Raw genomic sequence first — 12,635 nt, forward strand, 5'->3', positions numbered from 1 at the left:
GCTTTCCATTTTCGGCCGCAGATGCACGCAGATGAACTCAGATAAGAATCCTGGATCAGCGCCGGCGGACCGCGTACTCCCCGGAGGCAGAAACCCATCTGCGTCCATCGGCGTGCATCTGCGGCCCTAATCCGTGAACGCCGCCTTCACGACCTCGCATTTGTTGCTCAGGTGCCGCCGCAGCGCCGCTCCCAGGCCGACGCCATCGCGGCGCTCCAGGAGCGCCAGGATCTCCTCGTGCTCGTCCACCGCCTGCTTCCACCTTGCGTCCGACATGTTCGCCATGTAGCGGGCGCGGCGGATGCGGGTGGCGAGGCCGTCGTACAGGGTGCGCAGCGTGGCGTTCCCGGACGCATCCATGATGCTTTCGTGGATGCGCTGGTTCAGCCGGAAATAGTCCGGCAGCTCGCCCCGCCGGTAATGCTCGACCATGCGCTCGTGGAGGGCGCGGATCGCGGATATCCCGGCGTCGCCGATCCGGGCGCAGGCCAGTTCGCCCGACAGCGCCTCCAGCGCGCCCATCACCTCGAACATCTCGTCCACGTCGCGGGCGGTCAGCTTGGTCACCACGGCGCCGCGGTTGGGCAGCAGCTCCAGCAGTCCTTCCGAGGCCAGCACCTTCAGCGCCTCGCGCAGCGGCGTGCGCGAGATGCCGAACTGCTCGCACAGCTGCTTCTCCGGCACCCGGCTGCCCGGCGCCAGCTCGCCCTCCAGCACCAGCCCCCGCACCCGCTCGACCACCTCGTCGTGGAGCGAGCGCCGCGCGATCCGGCCGGCCGGTTCCACCAGCGCGTCGGTCATGCCCGTGCCTCCTGCCCAAGCGCCTGTTCGAGCACCCGCGCGACGTGGATCGCGGAGCGCCGGGCGCCGTCGTGGATCTGGTGACGGCAACTGGTGCCGTCGGCGACGATCAGGGTCTCCGCGTCGGCCGCCCGGACCGCCGGCAGGAGGGAAAGCTCGGCCATCTTCATGGACACATCATAATGCTTCGCGTCGAAGCCGAAAGCCCCCGCCATGCCGCAACAGCCGCTGTCGATCACCTCGACCTCCAGCCCCGGCACCAGCCGCAGGGCCTTCTCGACAGAGCCCATGGCCCCGAAAGCCTTCTGGTGGCAGTGGCCGTGGACCAGGGCGCGCTTCGCCGCCAGGGGCTTCAGGGGCAGCTTCAGCCGGCCCGCCGCGTCCTCCCGCGCCAGGAACTCCTCCAGCAGCAGCGCCTGTCCGGCCAGCGCGTCGGTATCCTCCCCCGGCAGCAGCGCCTTGAATTCGTCGCGGAGCGTCAGCAGACAGCTCGGCTCCAGCCCGATCACCGGCACGCCGCGCGCCACGAAGGGGGCCAGCGCCGCGACCGTGCGTCGGGCCTCGGCCCGCGCCTCCTCCACCAGGCCGGAGGCCAGGAAGGTCCGCCCGCAGCACAGCGGCCGCTTTTCCCCGCCGGCACGCGCGGTCCTCACCCGGTAGCCGCCGGCCTCCAGCACAGCCCGCGCCGCCCGCAGGTTCTCCGGCTCGAAATAGGTGTCGAAGGTGTCGGCCAGCAGCACGACCTCCGGCCCGCCGGGATTGCGCTCGGTCTCGTCGGCCCGGAACCAGTCGCGCCGCCACGCCGGCAGGCTGCGCCGGGCGCTGAAGCCCAGCATCCGCTCGCTCAGCCGGGCCAGCGCCGGCACCCGGTCGCGCAGGCCGGCGACGCCGCCCAGCCGGGCCGCCTTGGCGGCGTAGCGCGGCAGGAACGCGACCAGCCTGTCCATCGGCCGCAGGCCGTGGCGCTTGCGGTAATGGTGCAGGAACTCGATCTTCATCCGCGCCATGTCCACGCCGGTCGGGCATTCGCGCTTGCAGCCCTTGCAGCCCACGCAAAGGTCCATGGTCTCGTACATCTCGTCCGAGACCAGCGCGTCCGGCCCGAGCTGGCCGGTCAGCGCCAGCCGCAGCGCGTTGGCCCGCCCGCGGGTCACGTGTTTCTCGTCCTGGGTCGCCCTGAACGACGGGCACATCACCCCGGGGTTGGACTTCCGGCAGGTGCCGTTGTTGTTGCACATCTCGACCGCGCGCGACCAGCCGCCCCAGTCGGACCAGTCCAGCGCCGGCTCCAGGGGTTGGGGGGCGTAATCCGGGCCGTAGCGGAACAGCGTCCGGTCGTCCATGCGCGGCGCCCGGACGATCTTGCCCGGGTTCATCATTCCCTTCGGGTCGAAGGTGTCCTTGATCTCCTCGAAGGCCCGGACCAGCCGCGTCCCGAACATGCTCTCGTGGAACTCCGAGCGGGAGATCCCGTCGCCGTGCTCGCCCGAATGGGAGCCCTTGTAGGCCCGCACCAGGGCGAAGGCCTCCTCCGCAATGGCCCGCATCCTGCGCGCGCCGTCGGCCTCCTTCAGGTTCAGGATCGGGCGGACATGCAGGCACCCGACGGAGGCATGGGCGTACCAGGTGCCGGTCGTGCCGTGCCGGGCGAAGACCTCGTTCAGCCCGTCGGTATAGTCGGCAATATGCTCCAGCGGCACCGCGCAGTCCTCGATGAAGGAGACCGGCTTGCCGTCCCCCTTCATGGACATCATGATGTTCAGCCCGGCCTCGCGCACCTCCCAGATCGAGCGCTGCTGAACCGGGTCGACCACCTCCACCACAGCGTCGGGGAAACCCAGGTCGGCCATGGCCTGGTCCAGCCGCTTCAGCTCCCGCACCAGCGCGTCCCGGTCGGCGCCGGCGAACTCGACCAGCAGCAGCGAATCGGGCTCGCCGCGCACGAACCGGCCGAGCGTCGCGTTGAACTGCGGGATCGCGCGGCCCAGCTCGATGATGTTGCGGTCCACCAGCTCGACCGCGACCGGCCCCAGCTCCACCAGATGCCGGGTCGCGACCATCGCCGAGCGGAAGGTCGGGAAATGGCAGACGCCCAGCACGCGGTGCGTCGGCACCGGCTGGACCTCCAGTTCGACCCGCGTCGTGAAGGCCAGCGTGCCTTCGGAGCCCACCAGCAGGTGGGCCATGTTGTTGCCGCCGAGGCCGTCTCCCGGCACCACGCTGTCCAGGTTGTAGCCGCCGACCCGGCGCTGGACCTTGGGGAAGCGGGCCTCGACCTCCGCCGCCTCCCGCCCCGCCACGGCGCGGACCCGCCGGACCAGGTCCAGGAAAGCGGGCGAGCCGGCGGCGGCGTCGGGGTTGCCCGGCACCGGGCCGAAGCGCATGGCCTCCCCGTCGGACAGGATCGCGTCGATCGACAGCACGTTGTCGACCATCTTGCCGTAGCGGAGCGAGCGCGCCCCGCAGGAATTGTTGCCCGCCATGCCGCCGATCGTGCAGCGGCTGGCGGTGGACGGCTCCACCGGGAAGAACAACCCATGCTTGCGCAGGAAAGTATTGAGCTTGTCCAGCACGATGCCCGGCTCCACCGCGACCCGGCGCGACTCCGCGTCGAACTCCGCGATGGCGTTCAGGTGCCGGCTGACGTCCACCACCAGCGCCTCGCCGACGGTCTGGCCGTTCTGGGAGGTGCCGCCGCCGCGCGGCAGGACCGGCACCCCCTGTTCCCGGGCGATCTCCAGGGTTGCCGCGACGTCCGCGACCGTGCGCGGGACCACCACGCCGATCGGCTGGACTTGGTAGATCGACGCGTCGGTGGCATAGCGCCCGCGGTCGAAATCCCCAAATAGAACCTCGCCCTCGATCGCGCCCTGCAGCCTCCTGGCAAGTCCCGTGTCGCGCACCAGCTTTTCTCCCTCGCCTCGGCGGGCTGAAACCCGTTTTGATTTTGCATTCATAATTATCAATGTATAATGCATTCACAGGCGAGGAAACCACCATTTCATAAAAGAGGAGCCGCCATGCCGGCGCACAGCGGACGTCATTTCCTTCAGATCCCCGGCCCGACCAACGTCCCGGACCGCATCCTCCGGGCGATCGACCATCCGACCATCGACCACCGCGGACCCGACTTCGGGCGCCTCGGCGCGAAGGTGCTCGACGGCATCAAGGGGATCTTCCGCACGGCGTCGCCGGTGGTCATTTATCCAGCGTCCGGAACCGGCGCCTGGGAAGCGGCGCTGGTCAACACCCTCTCCCCCGGCGACCGCGTCCTGATGGCGGAGACGGGGCATTTCGCCAGCCTGTGGCGCGAACTGGCGGCCCGCCTGGGACTGGAGCCGGAATTCCTGCCCGGCGACTGGCGCCACGGCGCCGACCCGGCCGCGATCGAGGCCCGGTTGGCCGAGGACCGCGGGCACGCCATCAAGGCGGTCTGCGTCGTCCACAACGAGACCTCGACCGGCGTCGCCAGCCGCATCCCGGAGATCCGGGCCGCGATCGACCGCACCGGCCATCCGGCGCTGTTCCTGGTCGACACCATCTCCTCCCTGGGCTCGATCGACTACCGCCACGACGAGTGGGGCGTCGACGTCACGGTCGGCGGCTCCCAGAAGGGGCTGATGCTGCCGCCCGGCCTCAGCTTCAACGCCGTCAGCGACAAGGCCCGCGCCGCCGCCCGGTCCGCCCGCCTGCCCCGCTCCTACTGGGACTGGGAATCGATGATCTCCGTCAACGGGACCGGCTACTTCCCCTATACCCCGGCGACCAACCTGCTGTTCGGCCTGGACGCCGCCATCGACATGCTGATGGAGGAGGGGCTGGACAACGTCTTCGCCCGCCACGACCGCCATGCCGAGGCGACCCGCCGGGCCGTCCGCGCCTGGGGGCTGGAGGTCCTGGCGGCCGACGCGCGGGAATATTCCAGCTCGCTGACCGCCGTCATGGTGCCCGACGGGGTCGATGCCGACGCGCTGCGCCAAACCATCCTGGAGCGGTTCGACATGTCGCTGGGCAACGGGCTGGGCCGGCTGAAGGGCAAGGTCTTCCGCATCGGCCACCTGGGCTCCTTCAACGACCTGATGCTGTGCGCCACCCTGTCCGGCGTCGAGATGGGCCTGGTGACCCACGGCGTGCCGGTCGAGCGGGGCGGCGTCCAGGCGGCGATGGAGTACCTGACCGGCAACGCCTGACGCCGGCGCGGGGAACCCGGCCGCCCGCCGGGCGGTTGGATTTCCATGCATGACGTTTCCAATCAAGGCAAGGAACCGATCGACATCGACGCGATGTTCGAGCGGCTGCGCCGGGCGGTGTCCGGCCTGCCCAAGGCCGCCATGTTCGACCTGCGGGACCGGGGCTACGGCACGCCGTTCGAGCAGCTCGTCGGCAGCCTGATCTCCGCCCGCACCCGCGACGAGACGACGGTCGAGGTCTGCCTGCGCCTGTTCGCGGAGGCGCGCACCCCGGAGGACTTCGTGCGCCTGCCCGAGGACCGGCTGGCAACCCTGCTCGATGGTGCGACATTCCCCGAGCCCAAGGCCCGCGACCTGAAGGAGATCGCCCGGCGGATCCTCGGCGAGCACGGCGGCCGGGTCCCCGACAGCCCGGAGGCGCTGACCGCCTTCCGCGGCGTCGGCCCCAAGATCGCGGCCCTGACCCTCGCGGTGGGGTTCGGCCGCCCGGCGGTGGCGGTCGACGTCCATGTCCACCGCATCGCCAACCGCTGGGGCTACGTCGCGACCACGGCCCCGGAGCGGACCATGGGGGAGTTGGAAAGGAAGCTGCCCGAGCGCTACTGGATCGAGATCAACGAGCGCCTGGTGCCGTTCGGCAAGTTCGTCTGCACGGCAGCCCGCCCGAAATGCTCGACCTGCCTTCTGCTGTCCATGTGCCGCCAGGTCGGCGTGGTCAATCCGCGCTGACCGGTCCCCGCGACCCGGGTTCCAGCGATCCGGCGATGGCCCGCTTGAGGTCCGATCCCGCGAGCGGCTTGTGGAGCAAGCGGATGCCGTCCCGGTCGGCCTGCCGGAGCACCTCCGGCGCGGTGTCGCCGGTCACCAGGATCGCCGGGATCGGCCACATCTCGCGGACCGCCGCGATCGCCTCGAAGCCGCTGCCGTCCCCGAGCCGGTAATCCGACACGATCAGGTCGAAGGGTGAATCGCGCCCGGCGAGGCAGGCCCGGAGTTCCCCCACGCCGGAGACCCGGGTGACCTCCAGTCCCCAGTCCCGCATCTCCATCATCAGGGCGGCGGCGATGATGGGATCGTCCTCGGCCATCAGTACGGAGCGCCGCCCGAGGTCACCCGTCCCGGCCGGAGGCGCCGCCGCGGGCCGGGGTGACACCGCGTCCGCCCGCGGCACCCAGACCGAGAAGGTCGATCCGACCGAGAGCCTGGAGGTCACGCCGACGCGAAGCCCGAGCACGTCGGCGATCCGGCGGACCGTGGCCAAACCGATGCCGAAGCCCCCCGGGGGAGCCACCGTATCGCCGCCCTGATAGTAATCGTCGAAGATCCGGGCGAGCTGATCCTCCGGAATGCCCTTTCCGGTATCGCGGACATCGATCCTGACGGTGCCGTCCTCCTCGGCGGCCTGCACCAGGACGCCGCCCTGGACCGTGTATTTCAGCGCGTTGCCGATCAGGTTGCGCAGGATCAGCTCAAGCATCACCTGGTCGGTCAGCACGGCGAGCGGGGTCGCGGGCACCGCGAGCCGCAGTCCGGTCGCCCGAGCCTGTCCGGCGAACTCGCCGGCGAGCCGCTGGAGCAGGGCATCCAGCGGGAAGGCCGCCTTGTCCGGCCGGACGACGCCGGCTTCCAGGCGGGCGAGTTCCAGCAGGCCGTTGAGCAGCCCGCGCAGGCCGTGCAACGACAGCTCCACCATGTCGGCAAGCGCCCTGGCATCCGGGTCGGTCAGCCGCCGGTTCAGGAGGTCCATGTAGAGGCACGCCGCCGTCACCGGCTGGCGGAGGTCGTGGCTGGCGGTCGCCAGGAAGTGCGACTTGGCCCGGTTGGCCCTTTCGGCCTCGTCGCGCGCCTGCCGCATGGTGGCCTCGATCTCCTTGAGGGCGCTGACATCGGTGCTGGTGCCGCACCAATGCACGACGGTCCCCTCGGTGCCGCGGACCGGCAGGGCGCGGGTCTGGAACCAGCGGTACGAGCCATCGGCCCGGCGGAGCCGGTGATGGACATCCAGGTGGCCGTGCCGCGGCGCGGCGCTCCAGGCGACGCGGGTCGCCGCCCGGTCGTCGGGATGGACCGGCGCCAGCCATCCCCAATGGAGCGCCTCGGCGCCGTCCTGCCCGGTGAAGGCGATCCACTGGCGGCTCGCCCAGGTCCAGTCGCCCTCGCCGACCGCCGTCCAGACAAGCTGGGGAATCGCCTCGCTCAGGATGCGGAAACGCGCCTCGCTGGTGCGCAGCGCCGCGTCCGCCTTCTCCAGCTCGGCCAGCTTCGAGAGCACCTGCGCATGGGAGCGTTCCGCCTGGTCCTTCGCGGCGCCGAGCGACCGGAGCAGCCCGACCGCGCGCAGAGCGGTCGCCGCGGCGCGGGCCAGGGTCTCCAGCGCCGCGACCTCCTCCGCGTCCGGCGTCCGGACCTCGGACCAGTACACCCCGATCGCCGAGTCGGGCGCGTCGTTCCCGATCGGCACGGTGATCAGGCTCCTGACGAAAGTCGGCCGGTAGGGGTCGGCGGCAAAACGGTCGTCCCGGTAGACGTCGGGGACCACGGCGGTCCGCCCGTTCAGCATGGCCCACCCGGAGATGCAGGACTCCAGCGGAAAGCGCTGTCCGCGCCAGAGCGGGCCGATCGCGCGTTCGGCGACGTAGAGGCACTCGTCGCCCTCGCGCAGGACGACCGTCACCCCGTCGGCCCCGCACAGCCGCCCGGCCGCGTCGCCGACCGCCTCCATGACCTTCTCCCGCGATCCGGCCGACTGGATCCGCTCCATCGCCTCCGAAAGGCAGCGCAGGCGTGTGATGCTTTTCTCCAGGCGCTGCTCCGCCGCCCCGGCCATGATTATCCCCGTTTCTCATCCCAGTTCGAACAGCAAACAGGCGACGGCGCCAAAGGATCGGAAAAGATCAGCCGTCATCGTTGGAAATTGTCAAAAGGTCTTCAGTCGGCTCCGGCCAGTTTCTTTGGACGGGCCAGGGGATGGTGGTCGTTGACGACTCGGCGGAGGCGGTCGCCGACCACATGGGTGTAGATCTGGGTGGTCGCGATGTCCGCATGGCCCAGCATCTTCTGGACGCTGCGCAGGTCGGCGCCGTGGTCCAGAAGATGGGTCGCGAAGGCGTGGCGCAGCACGTGGGGGCTGACCTTGCGCGGCTCGATCCCGGCGTCGATCGCCAGTTCCTTCAGCAGCTGGGCGAAGCGTTGGCGGGTCAGGTGCCCGTCCTCCGACGTGCGCGACGGGAACAGGAAGGCCGCCTGGCGCTGCTCCCGCCCCGGCACCATGAAGGCCTTGCGCAGCGGCATGTAGGCGGACAGCGCCTCGCGCGCGGGCTCGGACAGGGGCACCATGCGCTCCTTGCCGCCCTTGCCCTTGACGATCAGGCAGCGGGCATCCCGCGCGATGCCGGTCAGCGGCAGCCCGACCAGTTCGGACACGCGCAGCCCGGTGGCGTAGAGCACCTCGAGCAGCGCCACCAGCCGGATGCCGTCCGGGCCGCCGCGGCGCTGGGCGGCCGTCAGCAGCGTCTCGACCTCGACCTCGGTCAGGATCTTGGGCAGCGGGCGGCCCTGCTTCGGGCTGTCGATGGTCGCCGCCGGATCGTCGGTGCGCAGCCCCTCCGAGCACAGGAACCGGTAGAACTGGCGCAGCGCCGACAGCCGCCGGGCGATCGTGCGGACCGCAGTCCCGCCGTCCAGCCCGCTCAGATGGTCGAGATATCCCCTCAGGTCGTCGGTGCCGGCCCCGTCGAGCCCGGTGCCGCGCGTGGACAGCCACGATGCCGCGTCGATCAGGTCCCGCTCATAGGCTTGGCGCGTGTTGTGCGCGGCGCCGCGCTCGGCCACCAGCATGTCGAGGAAGGCCTCGACGCGCGGCGACGCCAGCATCTTGGGTTTTCGGGGGCGTCCGGGACGTGCCATGGGCATGCTTTCCGCTACGGTGAACAGGGGCGCGGCAAATCAGCGCATGGGTCGGCGACACGCCGCCGTCCCCGCCGGGACGGCGGAAGGCGGCGGTTCGGCCGCTCAGCGGGGGAATCGGTCATCGGGAATGACGCGTTCCACCGTCCTGGACGGCGCCGGAATGTCCCAGGTCGCCAGGAACACCGATCCGCCGGCGGCGACTATCAGGACGAGAACGATCAGGACGCTGAGCAAGCGGGACATGATACCAGTCGAGGATGAGCCCGAATACGGGCGGTTGCGAGAGCGAGCCACGGCACCGTCATTGATCTGGAGAAGACGAAATGCCTTGTGTTAAGGAACACCATGGCCTTTTTTAGGCACGGTCCCGACCTGCGGGCGGTCCGGTCGGGATCCGAAGCCGTCCCCCTGCGGGTCGGCCGGCGGATCCTCACCCTGCCCAAAGGTTGAAGACGCTATACTGTACCGATGGCATCGTCGCAGCGCAATATAACCAACTGTCAATCCTGTTCGCAGAAGGCCGCGTCCGTTCCATGAACGCCCAACAGTCTGTCGCCTCGCCGCGCTCGGCGGTCCCTCGCCTCGCGGTGCCCCGGACCGTGGTGCTGGTCGGCCTGATGGGAGCCGGGAAGACGAGCATCGGGCGACGGCTTGCGGCGCGGCTGCACCTGCCCTTCCGCGATGCCGACAACGAGATCGAGACCGCTGCCGGCCGCACCATCGAGGAGATCTTCGAGCAGTTCGGCGAGGCCGAATTCCGCGCCGGGGAGCGCCGGGTGATCGGCCGGCTGCTCCAGGACAACCCGCCGCATATCCTGGCGACCGGCGGCGGCGCCTACATGGACCCCGAGACCCGCGCCCTGATCCGCAGCCACGGCATCTCGGTCTGGCTGCGCGCCGAGCTGGACGTGCTGCTGGCCCGGACCTCCCGGCGCAGCAACCGGCCGCTGCTGAAGCAGGGCAACCCGCGCGAGATCCTGGGCCGCCTGATCGACGTGAGATACCCCGTCTACGCGGAGGCGGACATCACCGTGGACAGCATCGACGCCCCGCCCGAGGAGACCGTCGAGCGCGTGCTGAAGGCGCTCGGCGCCTATCCAGGCGTCACCCTGGCGGACGGCGGCTGAACCGGCTATCTGGATCTCTGGGCTGGATTAATGGGAAAGACTGACACCATGCAGGACATCGTCCGGGTCGATCTGGCCGAGCGGGGCTACGACATCGTGATCGGCCCGGGCGTGATCGCCCAGGCCGGCGCGCGGATCTCCGCCCTGGCCGGCCGGCGGCCGGTCGTCGTGGTGACCGACGACACCGTGGCCCCGCTCCACCTGCCGGCCCTGGAGGCCTCGCTCGACGGGGCGGGCGTCCGGCGCAACGGCCCGGCGATCGTCCTTCCCGCAGGCGAGAAGACCAAGGGCTTCGCCCATCTGGAAGCCCTGCTCGACGACCTGCTCGGCCGCGGCATCGAGCGGTCCACCCTGCTGTTGGCGCTCGGCGGCGGCGTGATCGGCGATCTCGCCGGCTTCGCGGCGGCCGTGGCGCTGCGCGGGCTCGACTTCGTCCAGGTCCCGACGACCCTGCTGGCCCAGGTGGACAGCTCGGTCGGCGGCAAGACCGGGATCAACACGCGCCAGGGCAAGAACCTGGTCGGCTCCTTCCACCAGCCCCGCCTGGTGCTGGCCGACACCGGCGTGCTCGCCACCCTGTCCCGCCGCCACATGCTGGCGGGATATGCCGAGGTGGTGAAGTACGGGCTGATCGACGACCCCGGTTTCTTCGCCTGGCTGGAGGAGAACGGAGCCGCCGTCTGCGCCGGCGAGCCGGAGGCGCTGGTCCGGGCGGTGACGGTGAGCTGCGCCGCCAAGGCCGCTATCGTCGGCCAGGACGAGCGCGAATCGGGCCGCCGCGCCCTGCTCAACCTCGGGCACACCTTCGGCCACGCCTTGGAAGCGGCGGTCGGCTACGACGACCGGCTGCTCCACGGCGAAGGCGTGGCGCTGGGCATGGGGCTGGCGTTCGACCTTTCCGCCCGGCTCGGCCTGTGCGACGCCGAGATTCCCGGCCGGGTGCGGCGCCATCTCGACGCGATCGGCCTGCCGACCCGGCTCGGCCAGGTCGCGGGCGTGACATGGGACACGCAGGAACTGTTGGGGCACATGGCGAAGGACAAGAAGGTCCAGGACGGCCGGATCACCTTCGTGCTGGCGCGCGGCATCGGCCAGGCCTTCACCGCCCGCGACATCGACGGGCGGGAGGTCGCGGCGGTGCTGGACCAGGCCCGCTGACCGCCGGCCCCCGGCCCGCAGCAGCCCCTCCCCTATCCGTTACCGAGGCCCCGCAATCATGGACCTGACGCTCTGGATAACCATCGGAGCGATCCTCGCCCTGCTGGTGATGTCGGCCTTCTTCTCCGGGTCCGAGACGGCGCTGACCGCTGCGTCCAAGGCGCGGATGCACCAACTCGAACACGAGGGCGACCGCCGCGCCACCGTCGTCAACCGGCTGCGCGACGACAAGGAGAAGCTGATCGGCGGGCTGCTGCTCGGCAACAACACGGTCAACATCCTGGCCTCGTCGCTGGCGACCAGCGTCCTGATCCAGCTCGTCGGCGACGCCGGCGTGGCCTATGCCACGCTCGGCATGACGCTGATGGTGCTGATCTTCTCCGAGGTGCTGCCCAAGACCTACGCGCTGCGCCACGCCGAGCGGACGGCGCTGTTCGTCGGCCGGCCGGTGCGGTTCCTGGTGATGGTGTTCTCGCCGATCACCGCGGCGGTCAACGTGCTGGTCAGCGCGGTGCTGCGGGCGTTCGGCTCGGGCATCGAGAATGTCGGCGTACAGTCCAACATCGACGAGTTGCGGGGCGCCATCGAGCTGCACCGGGGCGAGGATCCCGGTGACGAGGAGGAGGTCCGGCACGAGCGCGCCATGCTGCGCTCGATCCTGGATCTCGCCGATGTCGAGGTGATGGAGATCATGACCCACCGGCGCAACCTGGTGACGATCGACGCCGGCCAGCCGCCGGCGCGGATCGTCCAGGAGGTGCTGGAGAGCCCCTTCACCCGCCTGCCGCTGTGGCGCGACGAGCCGGACAACATCGTCGGGGTCCTGCACGCCAAGGCGTTGCTGCGCGAGGTGCAGGCGAACGGCGGCGACCTGGAGAAGCTGGACATCGGCGCCATCGCCGCCGATCCCTGGTTCATCCCCGACACCACAACCCTGTTCGACCAACTCCAGGAGTTCCGCCGCCGGCGCGAGCATTTCGCGCTCGTCGTGGACGAGTACGGCTCCCTGATGGGCATCGTGACCCTGGAGGACATCCTGGAGGAGATCGTCGGCGACATCTCCGACGAGCACGACATCGCGGTGGCCGGCGTGCGGCCCCAGCCGAACGGGACCTACATCGTGGACGGCTGGGTGACCATCCGCGACCTGAACCGCGAGTTCGAGTGGCGGCTGCCCGACGAGGAGGCCTCGACCATCGCCGGGCTGGTCCTGTACGAGGCGCGGCGCATCCCGGACGTCGGCCAGACCTTCAGCTTCTACGGCTTCCGCTTCGAGGTGCTGCGCCGCCAGCGCAACCAGATCACGGCGCTGCGCATCACCCCGCCCGCCGACTCCGAAGACGCCGACGACGCGAGGCGCGACCGCGGAGACGCCGCCGCTTCCGCTTCGGCTTGACCACCCACGCACGATCCTGCCAAAATCGCAATTACGCGAAAAATCTTATACAAG

The 12,635-nt window shown here is 70.3% G+C and carries 10 protein-coding genes; 5 read left to right on the forward strand and 5 right to left on the reverse strand.

What is annotated here, in order from left to right:
- Positions 1 to 126: 126 nt before the first annotated feature.
- Entirely contained in the window at positions 127 to 801 is a 675-nt protein-coding gene (locus JL101_RS23825) for a GntR family transcriptional regulator (RefSeq protein ID WP_203098043.1), read from the reverse strand.
- Complete coding sequence (locus JL101_RS23830) at positions 798 to 3,704, reverse strand: FAD-binding and (Fe-S)-binding domain-containing protein (RefSeq protein WP_228435117.1); 2,907 nt, start codon at positions 3,702 to 3,704, stop codon at positions 798 to 800. The genes JL101_RS23825 and JL101_RS23830 overlap by 4 nt, the downstream gene beginning before the upstream one ends.
- Positions 3,705 to 3,821: 117 nt before the next feature.
- Between JL101_RS23830 and JL101_RS23835 the strand changes: the two genes are divergently transcribed.
- Positions 3,822 to 4,991 carry a pyridoxal-phosphate-dependent aminotransferase family protein gene (locus JL101_RS23835; protein ID WP_203098045.1) on the forward strand — a complete coding sequence of 390 codons (1,170 nt, stop codon included), beginning with the start codon at positions 3,822 to 3,824 and terminating at the stop codon, positions 4,989 to 4,991.
- Between the two features lie 45 nt (positions 4,992 to 5,036).
- Positions 5,037 to 5,720 (forward strand): endonuclease III domain-containing protein, encoded by a 684-nt coding sequence (locus JL101_RS23840; protein ID WP_203098046.1) that lies wholly within the window; start codon positions 5,037 to 5,039, stop codon positions 5,718 to 5,720.
- Here JL101_RS23840 and JL101_RS23845 read toward each other — a convergent pair.
- The 3 genes from JL101_RS23845 to JL101_RS23855 all read right to left on the reverse strand — a co-directional run bounded on the left by JL101_RS23845 (position 5,707) and on the right by JL101_RS23855 (position 9,143).
- The gene (locus JL101_RS23845; RefSeq protein WP_203098047.1) at positions 5,707 to 7,818 is read right to left on the reverse strand and encodes a hybrid sensor histidine kinase/response regulator; all 2,112 of its coding nucleotides are present in this window, start codon (positions 7,816 to 7,818) and stop codon (positions 5,707 to 5,709) included. The genes JL101_RS23840 and JL101_RS23845 overlap by 14 nt on opposite strands.
- Before the next feature lie 101 nt (positions 7,819 to 7,919).
- On the reverse strand, positions 7,920 to 8,897 hold the full coding sequence (gene xerD / locus JL101_RS23850) for a site-specific tyrosine recombinase XerD (protein WP_228435119.1): 978 nt from the start codon (positions 8,895 to 8,897) through the stop codon (positions 7,920 to 7,922).
- 105 nt (positions 8,898 to 9,002) lie between these two features.
- A complete protein-coding gene (locus tag JL101_RS23855) occupies positions 9,003 to 9,143 on the reverse strand; it encodes a hypothetical protein (protein ID WP_192499217.1) in 141 nt (46 codons plus the stop codon).
- 290 nt (positions 9,144 to 9,433) lie between these two features.
- Here JL101_RS23855 and JL101_RS23860 point away from each other — a divergent pair, with 290 nt between their 5' ends.
- The 3 genes from JL101_RS23860 to JL101_RS23870 are packed head-to-tail and all read left to right on the forward strand — an operon-like array spanning position 9,434 to position 12,581.
- Positions 9,434 to 10,027, forward strand: coding sequence for a shikimate kinase (locus JL101_RS23860; RefSeq protein ID WP_203098048.1), 594 nt, complete (start codon positions 9,434 to 9,436; stop codon positions 10,025 to 10,027).
- A gap of 48 nt (positions 10,028 to 10,075) precedes the next feature.
- Positions 10,076 to 11,185: a 3-dehydroquinate synthase gene (gene aroB, locus JL101_RS23865; protein ID WP_228435121.1), complete on the forward strand. Its 1,110-nt coding sequence runs from the start codon at positions 10,076 to 10,078 to the stop codon at positions 11,183 to 11,185.
- 58 nt (positions 11,186 to 11,243) lie between these two features.
- Positions 11,244 to 12,581, forward strand: coding sequence for an HlyC/CorC family transporter (locus JL101_RS23870; protein WP_203098050.1), 1,338 nt, complete (start codon positions 11,244 to 11,246; stop codon positions 12,579 to 12,581).
- The last annotated feature ends 54 nt before the right edge of the window (positions 12,582 to 12,635 follow it).

The sequence above is a fragment of the Skermanella rosea genome (genome assembly GCF_016806835.2).
GTDB lineage: Bacteria > Pseudomonadota > Alphaproteobacteria > Azospirillales > Azospirillaceae > Skermanella > Skermanella rosea.